Here is a 26,663-nt window from a genome sequence, read left to right as displayed (position 1 = left end):
CCGTGCAATCACGGGCAATGCATTACGCAATGGAGCCGTATCGCTCAACGTGAAAACACCTAGGATCGCCGCTCAGCGAATGAGCACAGCGTGAAGGAAAAGGTGCGCGGGAGGGAAATCGGGAAGAATATGAAAAGAACCCCGGTTCGTGCCGGGGTTCTTTTCAAGTCAACTGGCCGCTCTTCGGCAGCTGCCGACTCAGATGTGGAAGTACAGCTCGTACTCCAGCGGGGTCGGGGCGAGACGAGCCAGATCGATCTCGCCCCGTTTGAGCTCGAGCCAAGTGTCGATCAGATCATCGGTGAACACGTCGCCGGCGGTCAGGAAGTCGTGATCGGCCTCAAGGGCGTCAAGCGCCTCGCCGAGCGATCCCGGCACCTGCTTGATGCCGGCATGCTCTTCGGGCGGCAGCTCGTAGAGGTCCTTGTCGACCGGATCCGGCGGCTCGATGTGATTGAGCACGCCGTCCAGACCGGCCATCATCTGGGCGGAGAAAGCCAGGAACGGGTTCGAAGAGGGATCCGGCGCGCGGAATTCGATGCGCTTGGCGGCCGGAGCGGTGCCGGCCAGCGGGATGCGGATGGCGGCGGAGCGGTTCCTCGCGGAGTAGACCAAGTTGACCGGCGCTTCGAAGCCGGGAACCAGACGATGGTACGAATTGAGCGAGGGATTGGTGAAAGCGAGCACCGAAGACGCATGCTTGATCAGCCCGCCGATGTACCAGCGGGCGATGTCGGAGAGTCCGCCGTAGCCCATTTCATCGTAGAACAGCGGCTTGCCGTCCTTCCACAGCGACTGATGGCAATGCATGCCGGTGCCGTTGTCTCCGTTCATCGGCTTCGGCATGAATGTGACAGCCTTGCCGGCCACCGCAGCGGTCTCGTGCACAACGTACTTGTACTTCATGAGATCGTCGCCAGCGTGTTGCAGCGTGTTGAAACGATAGTTGATCTCCTGCTGGCCGCCGCCGGCGACCTCGTGGTGCGAACGCTCGAGGATCAGACCGACCTTCTGCAGGTTGGCGACCATATCGTCGCGCAGATCCTGGTTATGGTCCTGCGGCGGAACGGGGAAGTAGCCGCCTTTGACGCGGTTCTTGAAGCCGATGTTCGGCGTGCCGTCCTCTTCGTATTCGGCGCCGGTGTTCCACGGGGCCTCGATGGAGTCGACCTCGTAGAAGGAACGTTGCATCGAATTCTCGAAACGCACCTTATCGAAGATGAAGAATTCCGCCTCGGGAGCGAAGGAAGCGGTGTCGGCGATGCCCGTGGACTTGAGATAGGCCTCTGCCTTCGCCGCGACCTGACGCGGATCGCGCGAATAAGGCTCGTCAGTGAGCGGATCGACGATGGAGAACGCCACATCAAGCGTCTTGTGCTTGCGGAAGGGATCGATGAACGCGGTGCTCACGTCGGGCACCAGCTTCATATCGGATTCGTTGATTGCCTGGAATCCCTTGATCGAGGAACCATCGAAGGGCATGCCGTCAGTGAATGCATCCTTCAGGAATTCGCTGGCCGGTACCGTGAAGTGCTGCTGTACGCCGATCAGATCGGTAAAGCGCACGGAGACATACTCCACGCCCTCCTGATTGATGAGTGCCTCGGCATCGGCTTTGGTTTCAAGTGCAGTCAATGGACCGCTCCTTTCATGAGAACTTACGCAACCCAAGTGTAAAAGGACGGATTTCACCCACTCGCGTGTCAGGTTACGAACATGTTTCATAACCGATGATAGTGGATGGACGGCCTTGGAAGCGCTGCCTCATCCACATTGGCGTGTCTCCCGTTGCGGCGACGCGCCGTCCACATGATGAACCCCTGCCGCATGCCCAAGGCACGGCGACAGCAAGGTCATACGTTTGCGCCCGGTCCCTCGAAGGATCGGGCGCAAACGGGCACGAGGCCAATATAATACTATGCGGGAGCCTCAGCGCCCGCGCATAGCCCGACGGCTGATGCGCTGGGGACGGGTGGGATCAATGCCCTTGGGAATGCCGAAACCGGATTTGAGCTGCAAGGTGCGCAGCCGATCGTTGAGCATGGCCAGTTCCTCCTTGGTCAGGATGAAGCGCCGGCGCGGGCGGATTCTGGCCATGAGCCCGTTCTTGTATTCGGTCGGCTCGTAGCTTTTGCATTTGAGAATGGTCCGGCGCAGATTCTTGAGTCGGACCTGCTTGTCGCCGGTGCCTACGACGATACGGTACACCGGGATCGAGGAGCCGGCGGTCACGCCCTTGATGTTGCGCTCCTGACGGTCCATTGCGTGCGTCAACCGCCCGTAGTCGCCCTCGCCGAGCAAATAGACGCCGTTGTAGCCTGTGCCGCGCCAGATGGCGTCCTTGGTTTTGGGATCCATCCAGACTGGCTCTTCAGGGAAGTTGAATCCGGCCTTGTTGATATTGCCCAGCACGCTGACCGCAGCGCCCGGCCGGCCCTCGATGCGCGCGTAACCGACCTTGTCGGCCCGCCTGGTCAGCACGATCGTGAACAGGAGCACGCCCAGCATCGCCGCGGTGATCATGAGGAAAATCCATATGAACACGGACCAGTGCATGAGCACGCCCGCCACGACGAATACGGCCACCGGAAGCAGGAACGCCCCGATCAAAAGCCAGGGGAGTGGCTTGTCCTCAGGCGCGGTGTATCGGTAGATCTGAATGATCTGTCTGATAAGATTCTGCTTTTTGCCTGCGCTCGCGTCCTTCGCCGCCATCTGCTTCCTCACTTGCCTGTTCGATTACTTGTCGAAAAAAGACCATACTCGGCAGAAGTCTACCAGCTGACCCGTCGAAGCACGCCTCAACGCGTGTGCAGCGGTCGTCCATCGGCTTTCAGCAGCGCCTCGCCGATCGTCTCGCTGAATGTAGGGTGCGGGTGAATGAGCCGGGCCGCCTCGCTTAAGGGCACGCGATTGCCGACGAGCTGCTCGGCCTCGGCGATGAGGTCGCTGGCGTCGGGAGCCACGATATGGACGCCGAGGACAACTTTGGTGCCCTGGGCGTCTGCGGAGCTGTCCGGCCCATTCGCATTGTCCGGTTCTTTCGGGCTGCTCGATTCGCTCTGATCTGGCGCGTCTTGCGAATCATCCCGGTTCTCCGGGCCGTTCGAGTTGTCCGAACTGCCCGCAGAAGCCAGGATTTCGCCGCTGACGATGGCGAGGGACCCGGATGATCTGCTCATGAGCATGCGAGCATTCGACATCATCGGGAACACGGTCTCCTCGATATCCGTCAGGTCTCCGCGCGCGCGTGCCTGCTCGGCTGTGCACCCGACGCTTGCTGCCTCGGGAGTGCAGAAAACGACCTTGGGGACCGTGTCGTCGTTCACCGGCCGAGGATCGAGCCCGGCGATGCTTTCCGCGACGACAATGCCCTGCTCGAAAGCGCGGTTGGCCAGCGATTCACCTTCGGTGATGTCGCCCACCGCCCAAATGCCGGGGATATTGGTGCGTCCGTAACCGTCGGTTGTCACGAATCCGGCGTCTGTCAGCTCGATTCCGCTGTCCGAGACCCATGGTGCGCCCGTGGCTGGGTAACGGCCGATGGCGGCCAGCGCGACTTCGCCGAAAGCCGTGAAATCCGCTGTCTGGTCTTCGCGTGTGTAGTGCACGGTGGCGCCGAGGTTCACGCCGACATCGACCGAGGTGACATTGGCGTGCGTGACGACATTGATGCCGCGCCGTTTGAGTTCGCGGGTCAATGTCGCTCCGGCGCGCCGGTCCCATGTGGAGAGCACGCGATCCTTGCGGATGAGCAGCGTGACATCGCAGCCGCTGGTTTTCCACATCGAGGCGAACTCGACCGCCACGGCTCCGGCTCCGATGATGACGGCGCTGGCGGGGACCCTGCCCAGCGACAATGCCTGTGTGGAGTCGATCAACGCGCCTGAGAAATCATGCTGCGGCAGCGGCTGCGGCTGCGAGCCGATGGCCAGAATGATGTCTGCGGCTTCGATCTCGAATGAAGGCCCGAGGTCATCGCCGACGCCGGATCTGTTGAAACGCCTCACGGATGCCCCCGGCTGATCGGATCGGTGCGGCGTCACCGTGACCGTATGCTCCCGAGCATTGCTTATTTGCGCCTCGCCTTGGAACACCATGACGCCCCGATGGGCCAAAAGCCCCGCCAAACCGGAGGTCATCGTTTCCACGATGCGTGTCTTATATGCGTTCATGGCGCCGAAATCGACGCTATTGATGGTCGCGTTGATCCCGACCTCGCTGGCCTCATGGATCGTGTCCATAGTGCGGGCCGCGGTGATGAGCGCCTTTGACGGGATGCACCCGCGGTTCAGACATGTGCCGCCGAGCGTGCTGTCGTGTTCGATAAGCGCAACGGATTTACCTAGCTGCGCGGCGCGCAACGCGGCGGAATATCCGCCTGGCCCCGAGCCGATGACGGCAATATCGAATTGCTGGCCCATATCACGCCTTTCCTAGTGAGAGCTGCGGCTGAAAGGAACCATTGCAGCGAAATCTGCTGTGATGGAATCCCCTGAATCAACAAGGAGCCCAGTATGCGCCGCGATGGCCCGGCTACGGCCTGCCTGTCATTTGGGCCAATGCCCGCGCTTGGGATAGTGCGGCTTGGGCAGCCGCCAGCGGCGCATCTGTATAGCCCGGCTCCAAGCATACGACGCCGATCGTGAGCCTCGGGCGACTGCGCGTTCGCCGAACTTTTCGCTCAGCTTTTTCTTGAGCCTGCGCCACATGACGGCCACGTCGATGATGGCGACAACCAGATAGACGTACATCAATAGCATCATAGGAATGCTCAGCTGCGGCCATTTCACCGAAACAAACATCGAGATGATCAGGATGACGAAGACGACCGGCATGAAGAACTCGCCGAGGTTGAAGCGCGCATCCACATAATCGCGGATGTACACGCGCCATGGCAGACGCTCCGCCTTGGGCATGTGCGCGGTGTCTCCCGAACGCATCGCCTCGTATTCAGCATTCTCTCTGGCACGCAGCCGGGCCTTGGCCTCCTTGGATTGCGCACGGCGGTCCTTGGGCACCAAAGGCCTTAAATTGCGCGCCTCGGCCTGCCTCCGCTTGGGCGTGGGTCGGCCTTTGCCTTCGGATTCCTCGGTCGTTTCGATAGGCTGCTGATCCTCCCCGTCATTGGGGCGTTTGCTGAAGGGGTTCCATGTCATGATTGCAGGTTACGGTGACGCCTAGACGCTTGCAACCTGTAGAAACCTATGGAAACCTGTGGATTCTGCGACGCTGACGCAATGAGCGAATTCTGGCGCAAGCCCTATGAATAAGGAGTGTTATGACGGCTTTGCATATCGACGAAATCCGATCGCGTGCGGAGGCGGATTTCCCCCGCGTCGTGGACGTGCTCTCGCAGAAGATCGCGTTGAAATCCGTGTCTTCCCAAGGTATCACGGGCGAGCATATGCGCCGTTCCGCCGAATTCGTCGCACGCGAGCTGCGCAAGGTCGGCGTGGGCGCCCGCGTCGTGCAATCGAGCAATCCCGATGGTACGCCTGGCGCCTATGAGGTCGTTGGCTCGAAAATCGTGGATTCGAGCGCCCCGACCGTATTGCTGTATGCGCACCACGATGTGCAGCCGGTGCCGGACCCTGCCGCTTGGAACACCGAGCCTTTCGCCGCCACCGAAGTGGACGGGCGGCTCTACGGCCGCGGCTCGTGCGACGATGGCGGCGGCATCGCGATCCATTCCGGCGCGTTGGCCATTCTGGGCGGCGATCTCAAGGTCAACATCAAGGTGTTCATCGAAGGCGAAGAGGAGATGGGATCGCCGAGCTTCATCCCGTTCATCGAGGCGCATCGCGACGAATTCGATTCCGACGTGATCATCGTGGCGGATTCTGGCAACTGGTCGGCTGGCACCCCCAGCCTGACGACCAGCCTGCGCGGCAACACCAGCATGGATGCGACGATCAGGGTTCTGCGCCATCCGGTGCATTCCGGACAGTACGGCGGGCTGATCCTCGACGCGAATACGCTTGCGGCGATGCTGGTGGCTTCGATGTATGACGGGCAAGGCAGCCTTATTGTACCGGGCCTGGTCTCCGGTGATCCGGTAGGCGGCTTGCAGCGCGACCTCGACGAGGCCGCTGTGCGAGAGGATACGTCGGTGGTCGACGACTACATCTTCGCGGGCACCGGCTCGTTGGCGTCGCGCCTGTGGAGCAAACCGAGCGTGACGGTGATCGGCTGGGATGCGCAGCCGGTGGACACATCCTTCAACGTGATCGCTGACGCGACCCGCATCCGGCTTTCCCTGCGCACCGCGCCTGGCCAGCGGCCCGAAGAGGCGCAGCAGGCGCTGGGCGATTTCCTGCTCGCACATGCGCCGCACGGCGCCGAAGTCACGGTCACACCGCTCGAGAACGGGATGGGTTGGGCCATGGATCCGGACGCCGAAGCCACTAGGGACGCGCTCGAGGCGATGAAGCAGGCCTTCGGCGTCGACCCGATCAACAAGGGCGAAGGCGGCTCGATCCCCTTCATTCCCGAACTGCAACGGCTCTTCCCCAAGGCCCAAGTATTGGTCACCGGCCCGGAGGACCCCAAGTCGAACGCGCACAGCCCGAACGAATCGATCAGCATCTCCGGCTTGCGCAACAACATCGTCGCCGAGGCGCTGCTGCTCGATAAGCTCGGCTGCTGAGATCGTCGGAACCGGACGGCTGCGGATGCATGCAGCGCGGATGACGTCCGTATGCCGTATGCTACTGGAATTGACACGGGGGCTGTGGCCTGATTGATTTGAAGAAGGCCTTGGCTGAGATGAGGGCAACCTCGACCGATTGAACGTGAGTCCGGACAATGCCGGCGCACGGACGTCTCTCTTCACCCGTGCCTTGCAATGCATGCCGAAGGTCGGCACGCATGAGAGAAAGGCACATCATGAGTTCATCCGAATCAACAGTCAGAACGCGACCGAATCTGAAATGGCGCGTCGTCGATATCGCCGTCGCCTCGGCGATCGGCGTGGCCAGCGCATTCATCTATTGGGTCGCGGCGCTGCTCTACACGCCAATCGGGGGACCGCTTGAAGTGTTGTTGCCCGGGCTTTCCGGCCTGATGAACGGACTGTGGCTGTTCGCGGGTCCGTTGGCGGCCGTCATCGTGCGCAAACCCGGCGCCGCCATCTATGCCGAGGTCGTCGCTGCAGTCTTGGAAGCCCTCGTGGGCAATCAGTGGGGCGGCGCAGAGACCTTCCTGATCGGCTTGGTACAAGGCATTGGCGCCGAACTTGTGTTCCTGTTCGTTGCGTATCGCGTATGGAATGCGCTCACATTGACATTGTCGGGGGTTGTTTCGGCTATTGCCTGCTGGGGATACACTTTCGTGACGCATTTGCAGGGCTTCGACATGACCGGCGCGTATGGGATGTGGTATCTCGTTGCCACCGTCATCTCCGGCGCGCTTGTTGCCGGAGCGCTGATGTGGTATCTGTATATCGGTATCGCGAAAACCGGCGCGCTTAATGCGTTCACATCAGGGCGGCAGGTGCGCGGCATGGGGCGCTGAACCGCGGCCAGAAAGCCAGCTATAGGCTCGCAGACAGCTATATATCGGCGCTATATCGTCGGCGCAAGCAGCCGAATGCAGATCGAAAACCCTGAAGGATCGTGACCGTGACAGTGACCGAGGAATTTGAAGCAGCTCCGGCAGCAGCCGGAGGGGCAGCTTCACCGGCTGAAACTTTGCGCGGTGCAGCCTCCCAGGGCGGCAATGCCCGTCTGAGCTTCGAGGAATGGGGCTATCGCCATGCTTCTCGCCGTCATTTCGCCGTGCGCGGCCTGAATCTGGATATCCCGCCCGGTCAGCGGGTGCTGCTGCTCGGAGCCTCAGGCATCGGCAAATCCACGATTCTGGCCGGTGCAGCCGGGTTGCTCGGCGCCGACGAATATGCAGACGGCGAATACGATGCCGAAGCTGGGGGCGGCGCCAACGAGAAAGCCGGCGCCGCCAATGCCGGGAATGCGTCCTTGCCTGTGCGCGTTCAGGCACCGGCCCGCGTCGATGCCGACGGCGGCATGAGCGAAGGGCGCATTCTGGTAGACGGCGTCCCCACCCAGCAGGCGCGGGGGCGCGTCGGCCTGGTGCTGCAGGATCCCGATGCACAGACGATCTTCGAGCGGCTCGGTGACAATGTCGCCTTCGGCCCGGAAAACATGAACGTCGCGCGCGGCGAGATCTGGCGGCGCGTCGAGCGCGCGTTGGCCGCCGTGGGTCTTGAAGGCCTGCAGTTGCACCGGTCCACGTTGCATCTGAGCGGCGGTCAGATGCAACGGCTCGCACTGGCCGGCGCCTTGGCAATGCGACCTGGAATTCTGCTGCTCGACGAGCCTACGGCCAATCTCGACCCCGATGGAGTGCAGCAGATCGTAAGGGCTGTCGGCGATGTTCTGGAGGCGCAACGCTGCACGATGGTGCTTGTGGAGCATCGCGCCGAGCCGTGGATCGATCTGATCGACCGCGTGATCGTGCTCGGGCTGGAGGGCGGCACGCCCGATGAAGGGACAGACGAGGATTCCGGCGAAGAAGTCCATGCCAGCACGGTTTCGCAGCCCGGCAGCAGCCCGGTATTCCGCCGAACGATGATCGTGGCCGATGGCACGCCGGATGAGGTGTTCCAGAACGATTCGATCGATTTCGCCGGGCTCGGCATCTGGGTACCGCAGCGATACCGCCGTGCGCAGGATGCGATTTCACGGATTCATAGCGTCGGCGAGCCTGCGTATCCGCCTGAAAAAGGGATCGGAGAACCGCTGCTTTCGACGGCGAGTCTTGCGATCGGGCGCGGGGGCAAGGCTATCGCCAGCGATATTGATCTTGTTTTCCGCCCTGGCCAGATCACCGCCCTTGTCGGTGCCAACGGTGCCGGCAAATCAACATTGTCCCTGACCTTGGCGGGGCTGCTCGCTCCTGTCGGCGGTCGGGTCGTGGCGTCGCCAGCCTTGCAGGGCGATGCCGGCGATGACGCGCCGAAGGATTGGCATTCGACTGAGCTCGCCTCACGGATCTCATATGTGTTCCAGAATCCCGAGCATCAGTTTGCTCGGGGGAGCGTGCTCGACGAAGTCATGCTCGGCCCGCTGCGTACCGGCGCGGACGAAACGGCGGCGAAGGCGATCGCGATCAGTCTGCTGGAGCGCTTCGGGCTGCGCCAATACGCTGGCGTGAACCCCTATACGCTTTCCGGCGGCGAGAAACGCCGTCTCACCGTCGCCGCGTCGCTTGCGGCGGCTCCACGCGTGCTGATTCTCGATGAGCCGACCTTCGGGCAGGACCGGCGCACGTGGATGCAGATCGTCACCCTGATCCACGGCCTGCGCGGCGACGGCGTCAGCATCATCGTGGTGACGCACGACCGCGAGCTGGTGACGGCCCTCGGGGCGCGCATCGTGGAATTGACGCCGCAAGGAGCCTACGGCGAGTGGGATCATGCGGCAGAGACGACGCCGTCTGATGCGCAATCGTCTGGTGGGCGTGAGCTCGCGTCGGCCAATCCGCCATCCACCGGCCCGCTGCCGAACGACTTTTTGGCCGCACAGGGCTTGGATGCGCATGCTTCCGATTGCGATGCCGCCCGCATCGCCGTCAGTCCGGTGAATACGCGTGACGAGGCGCCGCGACCATCCAGCAGTTCCCGGTTCTTGGCCTCACTGAATCCCTCATTCCGCCTGTTCGGGGGCTTCTTGGCATCCTTGCCGATGATGCTCTCGCTCGATTGGGTCTCGGCCACGACCGCGTTGGGTCTCGAACTGGTCGCGCTGATGGCCATCGGCTTCACCCCATGGAGAATCGTGCGTTCGACCTGGCCAATCTTTATCGGCGCGCCAGGATCGGCCTTGGCCGTGCTGCTGTATGGCAAAAGCGGCGGCGCAGTGTGGTGGCAGTGGGGCATGATCAGCGTGACTGATCGTTCGGCCGACCTAGCGCTCGCCACCGGCATCCGCATCCTCGCCGTGGGCATCCCGGCGATCATCGCGGTGCTGGGCATCGACGCGACGGATCTGGCCGATTCCTTCAGCGAGAACCTGCATCTGCCCGATCGTTTCGTCTACGGGGGATTGGCAGGCATGCGCCTCTTCTCGGTGCTGCGCGACGATTGGGAAGCGCTCAGCGCGTCACGCCGATCCCGGGGATTGGGCGATGAAAACAGGCTCAAGGCCTTCTTCCCCCAAGCTTTCGCACTGCTGGTACTTTCGATCCGCCGCTCCACGATGCTCGCCACGGCCATGCAGGCCCGTGGCTTCGGCGGCGCCGGGCCGCGCAGCCACGCCCGCGTCGCCGTGGTGCACATACGCGACTACGCGTTCCTTGCCGCATGCTTGGCAGTGCCGGTCATTGCTTTGGTGACTGCCGGTTTCGCCGGCTCGTTCGCGTTCTTTGGCGGCTGAACCGTTAAGCGCAGAACCCAGCGGGCTCTGCGTAGGCGAAGTGAAGCCCCGCTGAGGGGCCGAAGCGGACGGTTGGGAATTGGAATGTGGGTTTTCAATCGGATGTGGGAGTTTCTGCGCAGGTGCGTCGTGCTTTTGGGGCCACTTGGGTTTTTGAGCTGCCGCGATGGCGTTGCGAAGGCGATCTGACTGGCGCTGCATCGATATGGAGCAATCCCGGTCAGTGCTGTGCGGGCTGGCGGCGTGCTGATTGACGTTGTGCCGATCTATGCTGTGACGACCTGCGGCGCAATGGTGCCAGGGCGAAAACTTCATCGCAATCCCGTGCCACATCGGGGCTGTGGGTGACGATGATGACGCAACGGCCCTCGTCATGGGCCAGCGAGCGGAAGATATCCATGATGTCCGCCTGTGTGGCCATGTCGAGATTGCCGGTGGGTTCGTCCGCGACGAGGATCCGTGGGTCGTAGCTGAACGCCCGTGCGATGGCGACGCGCTGCTGCTCGCCGCCGGACAGATGCAGCACCCGCTCGTTCGCATACTCCTCGGGAAGATGGACTTGATCGAGCAACTCAAGCGCACGCTCGCGTTTGGGCATGTCGAAGCGTTTCCCCGAGGCGTCGATCGACAGCATGATATTCTCCGCGGCGCTCAGCGCGGGCAGCAGGTTGAAACTCTGGAAGACCACGCCGATATCATGGCTGCGATATCGATAGCGGTCCAGCTTCGCCAGATTCTTGGCCTTATACAGCACTTCGCCATGCGTAGGGTTGGCCAGACCGGAGATAAGCGAGAGCATGGTGGTTTTGCCGGCGCCCGAAGGTCCGGTGATCGCGTAGACATTTCCTGCCGTGAAGCGATGGCTGATATGTTCGAGCACGCGTTTGCCTCCTTTGGAGTAGGCATAGCTCACATCTTTCAGCTCGAGGACCGGATCGTTTGATGTCTCGCCGGGCTGCTTGGGATTGTCGTATTCATGAGTCTCGGCAGGGCCTGCAGCTTCGGCTGACTCGTTGATGTCATTGTTGTTCGTGGTCATGATGCTCCTTGCATTGCACATGAGAATTGCGTTTGAAATGGTTTGATGAATAAGGTAGGAATCGGTATGGGTGTGTGAAGCTGATTGCAGCCTCGCGATGCGCCTACGATCGATCCGCCAGTATTTGCAACGGCTCGTATCGCATGATGGCCACAATCGCGGCCAGCGACGAGACCAAGGTCAGCGCCAGACCGATCAGCATGAGCTTGCCGACGACCGGCAGACTGACTGTGGAGTTGATCGTGGAGATATAGCTGGTGGCCTTGGCGAAGGCCGAGCCGCTCCTCGACCCGAATCCAGCCGGTCCTTGCGCATTCGCAGCGCCCGCGGCTCCAGTGGCTGAACCGGAATCCGAGTTTCCTTGCGCATTCGCTGTGCCTCCGGGCTGCTCCTGCGAGCCGGACTGGCCTTCGCCGCCCTGCATGCCGCGGCCGAACTGCGCCAGTTGGCTGCTCTGCTGGCTTTGCTGCGATGCCACCTGACTGGCGAGCAGATGGTTGGAGACCGGCACGGACGCCGCCGAGCCTGCAAGGGCACCGATGGCCAGGCCGACCATGGTCACGATGAGCAGCTCGAACACGAACTGCGCGGCGACCTTCGCCTTGCGCACGCCGATGGCGGTGAGCACGCCCACCTCATATTTGCGCTCGCGGATGTTGAACACATTGAGCGCGATCAGCACCGCGCCGCCGACGCCGAGCACGACCAGCAACAAGGTCAATGCGAATTTCGCGAGATTGTCGAGCGGCACCAGGCTGGCCTCGTAATTCTCCACATCCGCGGACGATACCGTGTAGTCGGAAGACAGTCCCGCCTGTTTCGCATCCTTGGAGAACGCGTCGTATCCTGCTTTGTTCGCCACGACATAGGTGAAGCTCAGCTGCGTATCGCTGCCGCTGCCCAAGTCCAGCGACGCAAGCGTCGCACTTGACGTGTAGATCGCGTTGTCAGGATCGGAGGCATTGTCCCTGCCGCCGAATGCGCTGCCCTCGGAGCTCGTGTTCGCATAGATGCCGACGATTTTCAGCGTGTAGGTTTTCGTGGAATCCGAGGCATTCGCCACGCTCACCGTACTACCGACCTTGAGATCGTTGAAGTTTGCCAGTGCCTTCGAGATGATGATCTGGCCTGTGGAGGCCTTGCCATAGCCGAACACCTTGCCTGAGCTCATGGTGAATTTGCCGTTCTCCGCATTCGCCACGGCGGCATCGGAGGAGAATCCGGTGAGTTTGAAATCGCCTGACTGCATGTTTTCGTCCATCGGTTCGCCCGAGCCGAATCCTTGTGAATTTTGCGCGCCTTGCGAGTCGGATTGCCCTGAGCCGTTGGATCCCGACGCGGAATTCGAAGTGTCGGAATCCGAAGTGCTGGACACCGGCTGGAAACCAGTGGTGGCGGACAATGTAGCGATCTGCGAATAATACGTAGACTTCACCGCTGAAGATGCCTTCGCATACTTTTGATAATCCGCCAAGCTCAGTTCTTTGCCTGCCAGGCTTTTGCGCAGCGCTTGGAAGTCAGGCCGCGAACCGGTGCTACCGCTGGTGCTGCTGTTCTGCTTCTGGGCGGCTGCCAGCAGCGCGGTGCGATTGAGCGAGATCTGCGCACTCACGGTCGTATTCGCCAGTCCTGCCGAGCGGGCGTTCTGCGCGGATTGCCTGATGGAGAGCCCGATGGTGGCTGCTGCGGCGATCAAGGCGACGATGAGCAGCACAAGCAGATTGCGCCCTTTGTTTCTGATCACGTTTTTCCACGCGTTGGCGATAACGAACATATGCACCCTCTGTTTTTGAAATGCCTGTTTTTGAAATGCTTGCTTGTTGGAATGACGCGGCTGCCGCAAGCGCTGCAGCTCGCACCATTCATACAAGGACGGCTTGTTGGCAAAACGCTCGGCTTTATCTGAAATGTCTCGGCACTCATTCTGAGAAGATGCTGTGAACTCGGATGCGACGTCGATCGCGAGCGTAGGAGTGACCTGTAGCGCTTGCCGCGTAAGCTGAGGCCCATGCCCATGAATCCCGAACTGCTCGGCAATCCCAAGGCCGAGCGCATCCGCCGCGTCGCGGAGCTGGCCAACGCGAAGGCGCGCAGACGCGCAGGACGTTTTCTCGTGGAAGGCCCGCAGGCGGTGCGCGAGCTTGTGACTTGTCATCCTGACGCGGTGCGCGATCTGTATGTGCAGGTCGATGATGATGACCATGGCGATGACGCAGCAGCGACACGGCATCATGCGAATGCAGCCGCGACCGTGCGCTCGCAAATCGTCGAGTCGGCGGTGCATGCAGGAATCTATGTGCATCGTGCGACGTCTGACGTGATGCGGCATATCAGCTCCAATGCGCAAGGCATCGCCGCTGTGGCCGAGCTCGCGGTGCTGCAGGGCGATCCGAATGCCATCGAATGGCTTTCCGCGCCTACTGTCGCCGCATTCTGGCAGGTGCGCGATCCGGGCAACGCCGGAGCCGTAATTCGCGCTGCCGATGCCGCCGGCTGTGCCGCGGTCGTGCTCGTGGACGAATGCGTGGATGCGGCCAACCCCAAGGTCGTGCGTTCCACTGCAGGATCGCTGTTTCATGTGCCGGTGCTGACCATGGGCACCGGGGAGTTCTTCGCATGGTGCGCTTCCCACGGCTGCTCGGTGATTGCCGCTGATGTATACGGCACTCCTGGCCGGCCGCCGCAAAGCCTGCCTGATGCGCTGCATGCAGGAACATTGAATTGTTCTGCCAAGGCCGTGCTCTTCGGCAACGAGGCTCGCGGGCTGCCGGAATCGATTCTGGTGCAGTCCCAGCGGGTCGTTTCGATACCGATCTATGGCAGGGCAGAGTCGCTCAACCTGGCGACAAGCGCTGCAGTGATGCTCTTCAGCATGGCTATGTCGAGTCGTATGGGGACAATGTGAAGTCGGAAAAACGCTGATCGACGCGTGCTTGGAGCCGTGGTTCGGGCGTTTGGGCGAACATTTTCGAGCGAGAGAAAACAGAAAGGGCACTCGTGGCACAGAGTATGGCATTCGACGCTCAAGCGGTGAGCGACGCGGCCGCCGAAGGCATTTCGCGGATCGGCAAGGCCTCCACGCTGGAGGACCTCAGGGCGATCAGGACGCAGTTCGTCGGTTCGGGGTCGGTGATGACCCAAGCCAGCAAGGCCATTGGCTCGTTGCCTGCGGATCAGAAAAAGAACGCGGGCAAGCTCATGGGCAGGCTGCGCGCCGATTTCGGCCGTGCATTCGGGGCTAGGGAAGCGGATATCCGCGCCAGAGAAGAAGCCGAGACACTGGCCGCCCAGCGGGTCGACATGACCCTGCCGGTGAACCGCAAGCCGCTGGGGGCCCGCCATCCCATCGCCAAAATCATGGAGGACTTCGAGGACTTGTTCATCTCGATGGGATGGCAGGTGTCCCAAGGCCCCGAAGTGGAAACCGAGTGGTATGACTTCGACGCGTTGAACTTCGGGCCGGACCACCCAGCCCGCCAGATGCAGGACACATTCTACGTCAAGGGCAACCAGGCCAAGGATGCCGCCGGATTCGTCGGCTCCAACATGGTGCTGCGCACACAGACTTCGTCCGATCAGGTCCGGGCGCTGATTTCGCGCGGCGTGCCGCTGTACATCGTTTCGCCCGGCCGCGTGTTCCGCACCGACGAGCTCGACGCGACGCATACGCCCGTATTCCACCAGTGCGAGGCCCTGGCGGTCGACAGGCATCTGACCATGGCCGATCTCAAAGGCGTGCTCGACAAGGTCGCCGTCGCCATGTTCGGCCCGGAGGCCAAGAGCCGTCTGCGCCCGAGCTATTTCCCCTTTACCGAGCCCAGCGCCGAACTCGATCTGTGGTTCCCCGACAAGAAGGGCGGCCCGGGCTGGATCGAATGGGGCGGCTGCGGCATGGTGAACCCTAATGTGCTGCGCTCCGCGGGCATCGATCCGGATGTATACACCGGCTTCGCCTTCGGCGTGGGCATCGAGCGCACGCTGCTGCTGCGCCATGACATCAACGATATGCACGATCTGGTCGAAGGCGACGTGCGATTCAGCGAACAGTTTGTGATGGGGGAGTGAACCACCATGCCAATGGTAGATATTGACTGGCTTAAGGACCACGTCGAAGTTCCCGACGGCCTGACCTATGGGCAGCTCGCCAAGGATCTTGTGCGCGTCGGGCTCGAGGAAGAGGAGATCCACGCCTCGCAGGTGACCGGCCCGATCGTCGTGGGCTACGTGGTCGACGCGACCCCGGAGCCGCAGAGCAATGGCAAGACCATCAACTGGTGCCATGTGGACGTCGGCGAACAGTACAATGCGACCGACGAGCAAGGCAAGAAGGTGCCGCGCGGCATCGTGTGCGGTGCGCCGAACATGGCCGCCGGCGAGAAAGTCGTCGTCACGCTTCCTGGCGCCGTGCTGCCGGGCGATTTCCATATCGAACCACGCAAGACCTACGGCCATATCTCCGACGGCATGTGCGCCTCGGAGCGCGAGCTGGGCTTGGGCGACGATCACAACGGCATCATCCTGCTGCGACAGTATGGCTTCAGCACCAAGGAATACGAGGCTTTGCGGCCCGGGGACGACGCGATGCACCTGCTGCATCTCGACCAGCCGCTGCTCGAGATCAACATCACGCCTGACCGCGGTTATGCGTTCTCGTATCGCGGCATCGCGCGCGAATATCATCATTCCACCGGTGCACGCTACGTCGACCCGATCAAGAAGCTCAATGCTGCGGCGCCGGCGACAGCGGGGATCGACCTGGAGAACGTGGCCATTGATTTCGAAGTGAGCATCGAAGACGACAACCCGATCCATGGCGTTCCCGGCTGCGATCGGTACTATGCCCGGGCCGTCACCGGGTTCGATCCGCAGGCGCATACGCCCAACACGATGCGGCGGAGGCTGATCCGCGCCGGCATGCGGCCGATCTCGCTCGCCGTAGACATTACCAACTACGTCATGCTCGATCTCGGCCAGCCGATGCATGCCTACGATCTGGACAAGCTCGAGGCGCCGATCGTCGTGCGGCGTGCTCGGCAGGGCGAGCACTTGGTCACCTTGGACGGCAACGACCATAAGCTTGACCCCGAGGACCTGCTCATCACCGATTCGCCCGACGGCCAGCGTGGCTCGCGCATCCTTGGTCTGGCTGGCGTGATGGGCGGCCTGTACGGCGAGGTGACGGCGGACACGAAGAACGTGCTGTTGGAATCCGCGCATTTCGACCCGATCTCCATCGCCCGCAGCGCGCGGCGCCACAAAATCCCGTCCGAGGCTTCACGGCGTTTCGAACGCGGCGTGGACTGCAAGCTGCAGCCTGCCGCCGCTCAGATGGCCGCCGAGATGCTGGAACGCTTCGGCGATGGCGAGGCTTCGCAGCATCCCGTCGATGTAAACCATACTGGACGCAGCAAGGACATTGCCTTTAAGGCGAGCGAGGTGTCTCGTGTGGCTGGGCTGGACACCGCGACGAACGCGATCAGCGATATTCTGACCGATATCGGCTGCAGCGTGGCGGGCGGCGGCAACGGCGTCTTTTCGGTCACTCCGCCGACTTGGCGGCCGGACCTCACGGAGCCCTGCGATTTGGTAGAGGAAGTGGCGCGGCTGGTGGGCTACGACGAGATTCCCGTCATCGTGCCGCCTGCGCCGGTCGAAGGTGCCGTCGGGTTGTCGCTCGACCAGCGCCGTAAGCGCCGCGTCGCCGACGAACTGGCTGAATACGGTCTCGTAGAGACGCTGAGCTACCCATTCGTGGGTGACGAGGACTTCAAGAACTTCGCTTATGACCGCGACGAGATCGCGAAGGTCAGCGTGGAAGTCGCCAATCCGCTCGCCGGCGACCGGCCTTACCTGCGCCGCACCTTGCTGCCGACCTTGGCGCAGACTGTGCAGCGCAACCGCCGTCGCGGCATCGACGACGTGTCGCTCTACGAGATCGGCCACGTCTATCTGTGGGATCCCAACGCTCCTGCCATACCGGCCCTGCCCGGAGGCAGGCGCCCCAGCGAAGACGAACTCGCCGCGCTGGACGCCGGACTGCCCGAGCAGCCGCTGCACGCCGCTGGATTGCTCACCGGCATGGCGCAACAGGCCAGCTGGATGGGCTCCGGCCGCGCGGTGGACTGGAGCGATGCCGTGGAAGCGGTGCATCGCATCGCGGATCGCCTTGGCGCTACAATCGAGTTCAGGCAATTCTCGGCGCAAGACGCGCCTGCGCAATGGCATCCGGGGCGCGTGACGAATGTGGTTTCCGCCGGTGTGAACGTCGGCATCGCGGGCGAGCTGCATCCGCGTGTCATAGAGAATCTCGCGCTGCCGGGACAGAGCGCGGCTTTCGAGCTGGATCTGGACGCATTGTTCGCCACGCTGGATTCCAAACCGGTGCAGGCCAAGCCGATTTCGACCTTCCCGCCGGTGAAGCAGGATCTGGCTTTTACCGTGCCTGAACGGTTGGGCGCCGCGCAGTTGCGGGATGCCATCGTCCAAGCCGCTGGAGACGATCTTGAATCCATCGCGCTGTTCGATGTATTCACCGGGGATCAGCTCGGCGAAGGCAAGAAATCGCTGGCGTTCTCCGTGGTATTCCGCTCGCCGAATAAGACTTTGGATTCCGCTGACAGTGAGGCGCTGCGCAAGGCTATCATCGAGAGCACCACACCGTTGGGGGCGCAGCTGCGCGCCTAGCGGCATACGCTATCAATCAAGGAAGCCGTTGCAGGAAAGCTTGCTTAGGAAGCCGTTGGGTGAAGCCATTGCAGGAAGATCTATGAGCGAATCGGAACACCGGCCGCAGCTCGGCGGCGACGCCTCGCATCAGCGGCAGAGCACGCCAAACGAGCCCCGGTACGGGCAACGTGCGCAGCCCGAATACGGCGCCCTCGCCAGCCAGTTGCCCGAGGGTTATGACCCCTATATCTTCGGCCGTCCCGATCCTGCCGCCGGCGCTGCTGCTTCCGCCGCTTCTGCGCAAGGCGACGGCCGGCAAAACGGCGGGTATGGGCGGCGGCCCGTGCAGCCCAACGCCCAGGCGACGCTTGGCTCATCCGGGTCTTCGGCCCCGTATGGTGATAACTCTGGCGGACATGGGCCAAGGCAACCGGCCGACTGGTCCGGCAAACCACGCAATCAGTCTGGTCGCAGACCGCAGATGCTCAATGGCGTCAACCTTGACGATCCGGGCCAAAACCCGCTGTACGGTCACTGGGATTCCTATGCGGTCGTCGCTTTCGTGCTTTCGCTGTTCAACGTGCCCGTTCTTCCAGCGCTTATGGGTGGCGTGGCGATGTGGCGCACCAGGACCTTCCGCATGAAGGGTTTCGGGCTGGCGTTGGCCGCTGTGCTCATCAACGTGCTCATGACGCTGCTTGATATCTGGATGCTGTCCAAAGGCGTCTCCACCGAGGAACTCTATCAATGGATGATGCAACAGCTTTCCGGCGGCTCCGGGCAGGGCGGCAGCGGCTCCGTATCCGTCTAGCCGGCGCAAATACCGCATCAATGGAGATCGTTCCGGCAATCCGCTGCCAGTGCAAAACACGGCTCGGCATGCATAGTTATGCAAAGTAGCGCATAACGTGTATAGTGGCCCCTGTTGTTCGTGAAACGGCGCACATGGGCAAAAAGCCAAGGAAGAAGGGGCGGATATGGCCAAATATTCGGTGGTTGTGGCAGGTGCGACCGGGTATGCCGGTGGGGAGGCGGTGCGCATCCTCGCAGAACATCCTGATTTCGATGTCGCCGCGGTAGCTGGCCGCTCCTCGGTTTCCGAGCCGTTCGCCCGCCATATGCCGCATATTCCGCAGCTTGCTGACCTGACCATCGAGGCGACCACGCCCGAGACGCTCAACGGCCATGACGTAGCGATCCTGGCATTGCCGCATGGCGCTTCGGGGGCGCTGGCAGCCAAGCTCGATCCGGATATGATCGTCGTCGATCTCGGCGCCGACCACCGGCTGGAGGAGCGTGCGGCCTGGGACAAGTTCTATGGCGGTGATTTTTACGCGCATTGGACCTATGGCATGCCTGAGCTCATCATCGGCACGGAAGTAGGTGCCGATGCAGATGGCGGCTACCGTCGCCAGCGCAGCCAGCTGCCCGGGGTCAAACGGATAGCAGGGCCGGGCTGCAATGTCACTGCCGTCACCATGGCCATGCAGCCAGGCGTGGCGCAAGGGCTGATCGAGCCCCAAGGCATTGTGGCGGACTTGGCTGTGGGCTATTCGGGCGCCGGCAAGAACCTCAGGCGCACCGATCTGTTGGCCGCTGAAGCCTTCGGTTCCGCGCGTGCGTACGGCGTCGGCGGCGGTCATCGGCATATCCCCGAGATCCTGCAGAATCTCGCGCACGCCGCCGGGCTGGAGGCACGCAATGCCGAGGACTTCGCCATCGGGTTCACGCCGATGCTTGTGCCCATGGCCCGCGGGATCTTGGCTTGCGTTTCGGCGCCGTTGAGCGCGAAGGGCCATGATCTGAACGACGACGAGATCCGCGCTGTGTGGACAGGGGCGTATCAAGGACAGGAGTTCGTCACCGTGCTGCCGGCCGGCGAGCTTCCGGCGACCCAGAACGTGCTCGGCTCCAACGCCGTGCAGCTTCAGGTCGTCGTCGACCATGCGGCAGGTCGTCTGCTCGCCATCGCGGCGATCGACAATCTGAATCGTGGGACGGCGGGGCAGGCGGTGCAATCCCTCAATATCGCCCTGGGGTTGCCCGAAGATGCAGGGCTGAGGAAGATCGGAGTGGCGCCATGAGCGTGACCTATGCACAAGGATTCAGCGCGGCCGGGGTAAATGCGGGCATATCCGCGAAACCGGACAAGAAAGACCTGGCCCTCGTGGTCAACGACGGGCCGCTCGATGCGGTGGCCGGCGTGTTCACTCCGAACCGATTCCGCGCCGCGCCTGTGCGTTGGACCAGTGCGAGCGTGGCCGACGGCCACGCCAAGGCGGTCGTGCTCAACTCCGGCGGCGCGAACGCCTGCACCGGCCAGGCCGGGTACGAGCAGTCAAGCGCCACGGCAAAGGCTGCTGCGCAGCTGCTTGGCGCGGACGCGAATGATATCGCGGTATGCTCCACCGGCTTGATCGGCGAGCTGCTTCCGCTGAAGCAGATCCTCGCCGGAGTGCAGGCGGCCTACGGTACGCTTGCCGCAGAAGATCAGGCTGGTGTTGACGCCTCGTTGGCTATTATGACCACTGATACGACGCCGAAGACCTTCACCGCGCAGGGAACCGGATACCGCATCGGCGGCATGGTCAAAGGCTCGGGGATGATCGCTCCGCAGCTGGCGACGATGTTGTGCGTCATCACCACGGACGCAGTCGTCTCGCCCGGGCAGCTGCAGGCGGCGCTTGGCGTTGCGGCGGACCGCTCTTTCAATCGCATCGACGTCGACGGCTGCATGTCCACCAACGACACCGTGCTGCTCATGGCTTCTGGCGCCTCGCAGGTCGAGCCCGATCCGAAAGAGTTCAACGATCTGGTCGCCCAAGCCTGCGCAAGTTTGGCCCGGCAGATCATCGGCGACGCCGAGGGCGCGAGCCATGATGTGAGGATCACCGTGTTCGGCGCGAAAAGCGAAGACGAGGCGCTGACGTGCGCACGGGCGATCGCCGCGTCGAACCTGCTCAAATGCGCGATCTACGGCAACGACCCGAATTGGGGCCGCGTCGTCAGCTCGCTGGGCACTGTGCCGCCAGAACGTGCGGTCTACGATGCCGATGAAGTCGATGTCGCGATCAACGGAATCAAGGTATGCGATGGCGGCAAACCAGGTCGGGACCGTTCCGAAGTCGACATGACGCCACGGGAAGTGCATATCGACGTCGACCTGCATGCCGGTGGCGAGCAGGCCACGGTATGGACCGACGACCTGACGAACGACTACGTGCATATCAACGCCGACTATGAATCCTGAAGATGGAATTGGGAAACGGCAGGCTGCGGCGCAATGACTGAGGGGAAAGGCGCGATGGACAAGGTGCTCAAAGGTCCGGGCTTTCATTTTGACGTGCATACGGATCTGCGCGCGGATCAGAAAGCCGAAGTGCTCATCGAAGCGTTGCCGTGGCTGGAGGAATTCGCCGGGCAGCGCATCGTGATCAAATACGGCGGCAACGCGATGGTCGACGAGCATCTCAAAGAATGCTTCGCCCAGGATATGGTGTTTCTGCGCCAAGTGGGCATGCATCCCGTGGTCGTGCACGGGGGCGGCCCGCAGATCTCGCAGATGCTCAAGGCGCTTGGCATCCATTCCGAATTCAAAGGCGGTTTGCGCGTCACTTCGCCCGAAGCCATGGATGTGGTGCGCATGGTGCTCACCGGCAAAGTGTCTCGCGAACTCGTCGGCCTGATCAACGCCCACGGGCCTTTCGCTGTGGGACTGTCCGGCGAGGATGGCGCCTTGTTCTCCGCCATGCAGCGCAAGCCCGTCATCGACGGCACGCCGACCGATATCGGCTTGGTGGGCGATGTGGTGAGCGTCGATGCCTCGGCGGTCGAGGACCTCATCACCGCAGGGCGCATCCCGGTGGTGTCCTCGGTGGCGCCGAACGAGGACGACGCGACCGAAGTGCTCAACGTGAACGCTGATTCGGCCGCGGCCGCGTTGGCCACCGCGCTGGGAGCTCGCAAGCTGGTCATTCTTACCGACATCGAAGGGCTGTACGCCCGTTGGCCGGATCGCAGCACATTGATTGGCCGGATCGGCGTAGAGGAGCTGCGTGACATGATCGGCGGGCTGCAGACCGGCATGCGCCCCAAAATGGAGGCGTGCATGCGCGCCATCGACGGCGGCGTGAATCAGGCCCATATCATCGACGGACGCAAGCCGCATTCGATCCTGAACGAGATTTTCACATCCGCAGGCATAGGAACCATGGTCGTTCCGCAGGACGGCATAGAAATGAGGGACGCATATGACCGTTGATATCAGTCGCGCCAAATCCGGCAGGGCTGCGTCGATCGATGCCCGGACGGCGCTGGAGCATTTGGACGTCGAAGGCGCGCAGGACAAAGCCTGGCTCGGGCGTTACGAGCATGTGCACGTGGGCGTCTTCGGCCCGCCGCTGCGGGTAATGGATCACGGCATGGGCACACGCATCTGGGACGTCGACGGCAACGAATACCTCGATTTTCTCGCGGGCATCGCCGTCAATTCGCTGGGCTACGCACACCCCGACTGGGTGCGGACCATCAGCGAACAGGCGGGCCGGGTCGCCCACACCAGCAACTATTTCGCCACGAAGCCGCAGATCGAGCTCGCCGCCAAGCTCATCGAGCTGGCCGGAGCTCCAGCCGGCTCCCACGTATACTTCGGCAATTCCGGCGCGGAGGGCAATGAGGCGGCGCTTAAGCTCGCCAAGCTCTACGGCCGGACGCTGCCCGGCGCCATTCCGGCCGCAGGCGGCAAGCCTGTGCGGATCCTGGCATTGACGAACGGGTTCCACGGGCGCACCATGGGCGCGCTGAGCGCGACATGGAAGCCCGCGATTCGCAAGCCCTTTGAACCGCTCGTGCCCTCGATGCAGTTCATCGAAGCGGGTGACCGCGTCTCGCTGCTTGAGGCTTTCGCGCGCACCGGCAAAGGAAAATACGGCGAGGGTCCGGTCGCCGCAGTCATCTTGGAGCTCATTCAGGGCGAGGCGGGCGTGCGCCCGCTCGATCCTGAATATGTGGCAGACGTCCGGAGCATCTGCGATGCGAACGGCGCGCTGATGATCATCGACGAGGTACAGACCGGCATCGGCCGCACCGGCCAGTGGTTCGCCTTCCAGCGTGACGATCTCTCTGGCGGCGCGGTTCCTGATATCGTCACGTTCGCCAAGGGCGTGGCCGGCGGTTTCCCGATGGGCGGCATGATCGCTTTCGGACAGCAGTTGAGCGACTTGTTCACCCCGGGCATCCACGGTTCTACATTCGCAGGCAATCCGCTCGGCGCCAGCGCGGCGCTGACCACGCTTGGCGTGATCGAGCGCGACGGGCTGCTCGCCAATGCTCGCGAACGCGGCGAACAGCTGCGCGAGGGCATCATGGCGAGCGGCAATGCGCTTTTCGAATACGTGCGCGGGCGGGGTCTGCTCCTGGGCGTGCAGCTCACGCACCCATGCGCGCATGCCGCGATGAACTGGGCGCTGGAACATGGCCTGATCGTCAATGCCGTGGCGCCGGACGCGCTCAGGATCGCGCCGGCGCTGATCGTGAGCGAAGCGGATGTGCGCGAAGGCGTTTCGATCCTCGGACGAATACCGAAGGATCTGGCGAACGATTGAAACCATCATTTGATACGAATGCACAACAACTGCAGGACAACAACCAAGGAGGACGCCCATGACCGGCCAATTACGCCACATGCTGCGCGATGACGATATCACGCATGACGAGCAGCTGCAGATTCTCAGGCTTGCGATGCATTTCCGCGAGGACCGTTTCTACCACCGGCCTTTTGAAGGGCCGCAGGCCGTGGCTGTGCTCTTCGACAAGCCGAGCACGCGTACGCGCTCGAGCTTCTCGGTCGGCGTGGCCGAATTGGGCGGCTATCCGCTGGTCATTGACAAGTCGGGTTCGCAGCTGGGGCGCGGCGAGCCGGTCGCCGACACCGCGCGGGTGCTCACCCGCATGACCTCGGCCATCGTCTGGCGCACGTTCGGCCAGGAACGGGTCGAGGAAATGGCGCAATACGCCACGGTCCCGGTCGTCAACGCGCTGACCGACCAATTCCATCCCTGCCAGGTACTGGCCGATTTCCTCACCATCGCGCAATTGCGCGGCGGCGTCGACGCCCTTGCCGGCAAAAGCATCGCCTATCTTGGCGATGCGGCCAACAACATGGCCAACTCCTACCTCTTGGCCGGCGCGACGGCAGGCATGGATGTGCGCGTGAGCGGGCCCAACGGGTACCTGCCCGATGAACGGATCGTCAAAGACGCCCAAGCCATCGCCGAAACCACCGGCGGCTCGATACTCGTGACGACTGATCCGGCTGAAGCCGTCCGTGGCGTGGACTGCGTGTTCACGGACACGTGGGTGTCGATGGGCGAAGAGGGCGAATATGCGATTCGTTCCAAGCCGTTCTGGAAGTACCAAGTCAATGACGGGCTTATGGCGCTGGCCAAGCCCGACGCACTGTTCCAGCATTGCCTGCCCGCATACCGCGGCAAGGAGGTCACCGCTGGCGTGATCGACGGACCGCAATCAGTGGTCTGGGAGGAGGCGGAGAACCGTTTGCACGCCCAGAAGGCGCTGCTTACGTGGCTCATCGGCATCCAACGCGACGACGAAAGCATGTTGTCGTGAGCCGTATGGAGGCGCATGCGCGCGCCGAGTTGCACCGCCCGGCTACGAGGGCGGCCCGTCTGAGCGCCATAGAGCATGCTGTGCTGACCCACATCATCACCTCGCAATCCCAGCTCTGCACCATTCTGGCCGATGAAGGCATCGACGTGACCCAAGCCACGCTGAGCCGCGATCTCGACGAGCTGAACGCCACGAAGACGCGTCTCAAAGATGGCACGGTGGCGTATTCGCTCGGCGCTCAGCCGGTCGGTGAAAACTCGGCGAAGGCGATGAAACGCATCGAACAGCAGCTGGAGCGGGTGCTCTACGGGCTTGTGGTTTCAGTGGCGGATGCCAGAAACCTGGTGGTGGTCCACACGCCGTCCGGCGCGGCGCAATACGTGGCGAGCGTGATCGACAAGCAGCCTCTCGAGGGTATTCTCGGCACTATCGCCGGAGACGATACGGTGCTGCTGATCTGCGCCACCGACAGGCTGGCGCGCGAGTATGGATCTTGGCTGTTGGATGTCGCCTCTAGAACGGCATGACACCGATGCTCGCTCGCTGTGGCCCAGCCGCGGCTGAAATCGCCTGCGGCAACATGGCGACTCACCGACTGCATAAATATGCAATACTTCGTATATACTGATGAACGACGTTAGAGAAAGGGTTGCAATGAGCGATAACAATCATGGCGACAAGAACCGAATCGTATTGGCCTATTCCGGCGGCTTGGACACGTCCGTGGCCATCGCCTTCCTCAAGGAACGCACCGGCAAGGATGTGGTGGCCGTGTCCCTCGATGTCGGGCAGGGCGGCGAGAGCTTGGACGCAGTCAGGCAGCGCGCGCTGGACTGTGGGGCCGTAGAGGCCTATGTAGTGGACGCCCGTGAGGAGTTCGCCGAGGAGTACTGCATGAAGGCCCTCAAGGCCAATGCCAAGTACGAGGGCGTCTATCCGCTGGTTTCCGCGATTTCGAGGCCGCTGATCAGCAAGCATCTGGTCCAGGCGGCGCATCAGTTCGGCGCCGACACCATTTCGCACGGCTGCACTGGCAAAGGGAACGACCAAGTACGCTTCGAGGTCTCGATCCAGTCCATTGACCCGACGCTGAAGGCCATCAGCCCGATCCGTGACCTCTCGCTCACCCGCGACGTCGAGATCCGCTTCGCCAAAGAGCATGAGCTGCCGATCACGCAGACCGAGAAAAGCCCGTACTCCATCGATCAGAACGTATGGGGCAGGGCCATTGAAACCGGTTTCCTCGAGGATCCATGGAACGGGCCTACCAAGGACTGCTATAGCTATACGGACGACCCCGCGTTCCCGCCGGTCGAGGATGAGGTCGTCATCGAGTTCAGGCAGGGCGTCCCCGTGGCGATTGACGGGCGCAAGGTCACGCCGCTGCAGGCCATCGAGGAGATGAACCGTCGCGCCGGCGCGCAAGGCATCGGCCGTATCGACATCATCGAAGACCGGCTCGTGGGCATCAAATCCCGCGAGCTGTACGAGGCGCCGGGCGCTGTGGCTCTGATCGCCGCACACGAGGAGCTGGAGAACTGCTGCCTGGAGCGCGAGCAGCACCGCATCAAGCGCGACATCGACAAGCGCTGGGCCGAACTGGTCTACGACGCGCAGTGGTTCTCGCCGGCTGTGCACTCGCTGAACGCCTTCATCGAAGACACCCAGCAGTATGTCAGCGGCGAGATCCGCATGGTGCTGCATGGCGGGCGGGCCGTCGTGACCGGCCGCCGCTCCGAGTCCTCGCTGTATGACTACAATCTGGCCACCTACGATTCGGGCGACAGCTTCGATCAAGGCGCTTCGAACGGCTTCATCGAGATCTACGGCCTGCCGAGCAAGGTCGCCGCCGCGCGTGACGTCAAATTCGGCAACGGCATCGCCGTGCCGAAGGAAGCGGTCGAATAGCGCGGAGAGCACGGACAATACGTTGGAAA

Annotated in this window: 20 protein-coding genes; 14 read left to right on the top strand and 6 right to left on the bottom strand. The window is 62.4% G+C overall.

From position 1 onward, the window contains the following. Positions 1 to 198: 198 nt before the first annotated feature. The 4 genes from glnA to LKG04_RS03700 all read right to left on the bottom strand — a co-directional run bounded on the left by glnA (position 199) and on the right by LKG04_RS03700 (position 5,159). Positions 199 to 1,635: a type I glutamate--ammonia ligase gene (gene glnA / locus LKG04_RS03715; protein ID WP_291760442.1), complete on the bottom strand. Its 1,437-nt coding sequence runs from the start codon at positions 1,633 to 1,635 to the stop codon at positions 199 to 201. A 294-nt stretch (positions 1,636 to 1,929) separates the two neighbouring features. After that, a complete protein-coding gene (locus tag LKG04_RS03710) occupies positions 1,930 to 2,715 on the bottom strand; it encodes a DUF4191 domain-containing protein (RefSeq protein ID WP_291760444.1) in 786 nt (261 codons plus the stop codon). An 86-nt stretch (positions 2,716 to 2,801) separates the two neighbouring features. Then, positions 2,802 to 4,424 (bottom strand): FAD-dependent oxidoreductase, encoded by a 1,623-nt coding sequence (locus LKG04_RS03705; protein WP_291760447.1) that lies wholly within the window; start codon positions 4,422 to 4,424, stop codon positions 2,802 to 2,804. 126 nt (positions 4,425 to 4,550) lie between these two features. Continuing rightward, positions 4,551 to 5,159, bottom strand: a complete 609-nt coding sequence (locus tag LKG04_RS03700) for a DUF3043 domain-containing protein (RefSeq protein WP_291760450.1) — start codon at positions 5,157 to 5,159, stop codon at positions 4,551 to 4,553. Between the two features lie 122 nt (positions 5,160 to 5,281). Between LKG04_RS03700 and LKG04_RS03695 the strand changes: the two genes are divergently transcribed. From LKG04_RS03695 to LKG04_RS03685, 3 genes are all read left to right on the top strand, one after another. Beyond that, positions 5,282 to 6,649 (top strand): dipeptidase, encoded by a 1,368-nt coding sequence (locus LKG04_RS03695; protein WP_291760453.1) that lies wholly within the window; start codon positions 5,282 to 5,284, stop codon positions 6,647 to 6,649. A gap of 239 nt (positions 6,650 to 6,888) precedes the next feature. Further along, complete coding sequence (locus tag LKG04_RS03690; protein ID WP_291760456.1) at positions 6,889 to 7,515, top strand: ECF transporter S component; 627 nt, start codon at positions 6,889 to 6,891, stop codon at positions 7,513 to 7,515. Between the two features lie 176 nt (positions 7,516 to 7,691). Further along, positions 7,692 to 10,394, top strand: coding sequence for an ATP-binding cassette domain-containing protein (locus LKG04_RS03685; protein ID WP_291760572.1), 2,703 nt, complete (start codon positions 7,692 to 7,694; stop codon positions 10,392 to 10,394). 220 nt (positions 10,395 to 10,614) lie between these two features. On the opposite strand, the gene LKG04_RS03680 is transcribed toward LKG04_RS03685, so the two are convergent. Further along, positions 10,615 to 11,433: an ABC transporter ATP-binding protein gene (locus LKG04_RS03680; protein ID WP_291760459.1), complete on the bottom strand. Its 819-nt coding sequence runs from the start codon at positions 11,431 to 11,433 to the stop codon at positions 10,615 to 10,617. 103 nt (positions 11,434 to 11,536) lie between these two features. Further along, positions 11,537 to 13,207 carry an ABC transporter permease gene (locus tag LKG04_RS03675; RefSeq protein WP_291760462.1) on the bottom strand — a complete coding sequence of 557 codons (1,671 nt, stop codon included), beginning with the start codon at positions 13,205 to 13,207 and terminating at the stop codon, positions 11,537 to 11,539. Between the two features lie 234 nt (positions 13,208 to 13,441). Here LKG04_RS03675 and LKG04_RS03670 point away from each other — a divergent pair, with 234 nt between their 5' ends. The 11 genes from LKG04_RS03670 (at position 13,442) to LKG04_RS03620 (ending at position 26,634) form a co-directional block, all read left to right on the top strand. Beyond that, positions 13,442 to 14,338 (top strand): TrmH family RNA methyltransferase, encoded by an 897-nt coding sequence (locus LKG04_RS03670; protein WP_291760465.1) that lies wholly within the window; start codon positions 13,442 to 13,444, stop codon positions 14,336 to 14,338. Positions 14,339 to 14,442: 104 nt separating this feature from the next. Further along, entirely contained in the window at positions 14,443 to 15,498 is a 1,056-nt protein-coding gene (pheS, locus tag LKG04_RS03665) for a phenylalanine--tRNA ligase subunit alpha (protein ID WP_291760468.1), read from the top strand. A 6-nt stretch (positions 15,499 to 15,504) separates the two neighbouring features. Then, positions 15,505 to 18,117, top strand: coding sequence for a phenylalanine--tRNA ligase subunit beta (gene pheT, locus LKG04_RS03660; RefSeq protein ID WP_291760470.1), 2,613 nt, complete (start codon positions 15,505 to 15,507; stop codon positions 18,115 to 18,117). 82 nt (positions 18,118 to 18,199) lie between these two features. Next, positions 18,200 to 18,910 (top strand): hypothetical protein, encoded by a 711-nt coding sequence (locus LKG04_RS03655; protein WP_291760473.1) that lies wholly within the window; start codon positions 18,200 to 18,202, stop codon positions 18,908 to 18,910. 166 nt (positions 18,911 to 19,076) lie between these two features. Further along, positions 19,077 to 20,183 (top strand): N-acetyl-gamma-glutamyl-phosphate reductase, encoded by a 1,107-nt coding sequence (argC, locus tag LKG04_RS03650; protein ID WP_291760477.1) that lies wholly within the window; start codon positions 19,077 to 19,079, stop codon positions 20,181 to 20,183. After that, positions 20,180 to 21,349 (top strand): bifunctional glutamate N-acetyltransferase/amino-acid acetyltransferase ArgJ, encoded by a 1,170-nt coding sequence (gene argJ, locus LKG04_RS03645; RefSeq protein ID WP_291760480.1) that lies wholly within the window; start codon positions 20,180 to 20,182, stop codon positions 21,347 to 21,349. The genes argC and argJ overlap by 4 nt, the downstream gene beginning before the upstream one ends. Positions 21,350 to 21,403: 54 nt before the next feature. Beyond that, positions 21,404 to 22,360, top strand: coding sequence for an acetylglutamate kinase (gene argB, locus LKG04_RS03640; protein WP_291760575.1), 957 nt, complete (start codon positions 21,404 to 21,406; stop codon positions 22,358 to 22,360). Then, positions 22,350 to 23,702: an acetylornithine transaminase gene (locus LKG04_RS03635; protein ID WP_291760483.1), complete on the top strand. Its 1,353-nt coding sequence runs from the start codon at positions 22,350 to 22,352 to the stop codon at positions 23,700 to 23,702. The genes argB and LKG04_RS03635 overlap by 11 nt, the downstream gene beginning before the upstream one ends. Positions 23,703 to 23,760: 58 nt before the next feature. After that, positions 23,761 to 24,726 (top strand): ornithine carbamoyltransferase, encoded by a 966-nt coding sequence (gene argF, locus LKG04_RS03630; protein ID WP_291760486.1) that lies wholly within the window; start codon positions 23,761 to 23,763, stop codon positions 24,724 to 24,726. 5 nt (positions 24,727 to 24,731) lie between these two features. After that, the gene (argR, locus tag LKG04_RS03625) at positions 24,732 to 25,253 is read left to right on the top strand and encodes an arginine repressor (RefSeq protein ID WP_291760578.1); all 522 of its coding nucleotides are present in this window, start codon (positions 24,732 to 24,734) and stop codon (positions 25,251 to 25,253) included. Between the two features lie 127 nt (positions 25,254 to 25,380). Beyond that, positions 25,381 to 26,634: an argininosuccinate synthase gene (locus LKG04_RS03620; protein WP_291763265.1), complete on the top strand. Its 1,254-nt coding sequence runs from the start codon at positions 25,381 to 25,383 to the stop codon at positions 26,632 to 26,634. Positions 26,635 to 26,663 lie beyond the last annotated feature (29 nt).

The sequence above is a fragment of the Bifidobacterium sp. genome, assembly GCF_022640935.1.
Lineage (GTDB): Bacteria > Actinomycetota > Actinomycetes > Actinomycetales > Bifidobacteriaceae > Bifidobacterium.
This window is presented reverse-complemented; position numbering and strand designations above follow the sequence as displayed.

Coding starts and splice junctions, on each gene's coding strand:
- argC (WP_291760477.1), top strand. CDS start 19,077: ATGGCCAAATATTCGGTGGTTGTGGCAGGTGCGACCGGGTATGCCGGT.
- LKG04_RS03670 (WP_291760465.1), top strand. CDS start 13,442: ATGCCCATGAATCCCGAACTGCTCGGCAATCCCAAGGCCGAGCGCATC.
- argF (WP_291760486.1), top strand. CDS start 23,761: ATGACCGGCCAATTACGCCACATGCTGCGCGATGACGATATCACGCAT.
- argJ (WP_291760480.1), top strand. CDS start 20,180: ATGAGCGTGACCTATGCACAAGGATTCAGCGCGGCCGGGGTAAATGCG.
- LKG04_RS03635 (WP_291760483.1), top strand. CDS start 22,350: ATGACCGTTGATATCAGTCGCGCCAAATCCGGCAGGGCTGCGTCGATC.
- LKG04_RS03700 (WP_291760450.1), bottom strand. CDS start 5,159: ATGACATGGAACCCCTTCAGCAAACGCCCCAATGACGGGGAGGATCAG.
- LKG04_RS03695 (WP_291760453.1), top strand. CDS start 5,282: ATGACGGCTTTGCATATCGACGAAATCCGATCGCGTGCGGAGGCGGAT.
- argR (WP_291760578.1), top strand. CDS start 24,732: ATGGAGGCGCATGCGCGCGCCGAGTTGCACCGCCCGGCTACGAGGGCG.
- pheT (WP_291760470.1), top strand. CDS start 15,505: ATGCCAATGGTAGATATTGACTGGCTTAAGGACCACGTCGAAGTTCCC.
- pheS (WP_291760468.1), top strand. CDS start 14,443: ATGGCATTCGACGCTCAAGCGGTGAGCGACGCGGCCGCCGAAGGCATT.
- LKG04_RS03680 (WP_291760459.1), bottom strand. CDS start 11,433: ATGACCACGAACAACAATGACATCAACGAGTCAGCCGAAGCTGCAGGC.
- LKG04_RS03705 (WP_291760447.1), bottom strand. CDS start 4,424: ATGGGCCAGCAATTCGATATTGCCGTCATCGGCTCGGGGCCAGGCGGA.
- LKG04_RS03655 (WP_291760473.1), top strand. CDS start 18,200: ATGAGCGAATCGGAACACCGGCCGCAGCTCGGCGGCGACGCCTCGCAT.
- argB (WP_291760575.1), top strand. CDS start 21,404: ATGGACAAGGTGCTCAAAGGTCCGGGCTTTCATTTTGACGTGCATACG.
- LKG04_RS03675 (WP_291760462.1), bottom strand. CDS start 13,207: ATGTTCGTTATCGCCAACGCGTGGAAAAACGTGATCAGAAACAAAGGG.
- LKG04_RS03620 (WP_291763265.1), top strand. CDS start 25,381: ATGAGCGATAACAATCATGGCGACAAGAACCGAATCGTATTGGCCTAT.
- LKG04_RS03710 (WP_291760444.1), bottom strand. CDS start 2,715: ATGGCGGCGAAGGACGCGAGCGCAGGCAAAAAGCAGAATCTTATCAGA.
- LKG04_RS03690 (WP_291760456.1), top strand. CDS start 6,889: ATGAGTTCATCCGAATCAACAGTCAGAACGCGACCGAATCTGAAATGG.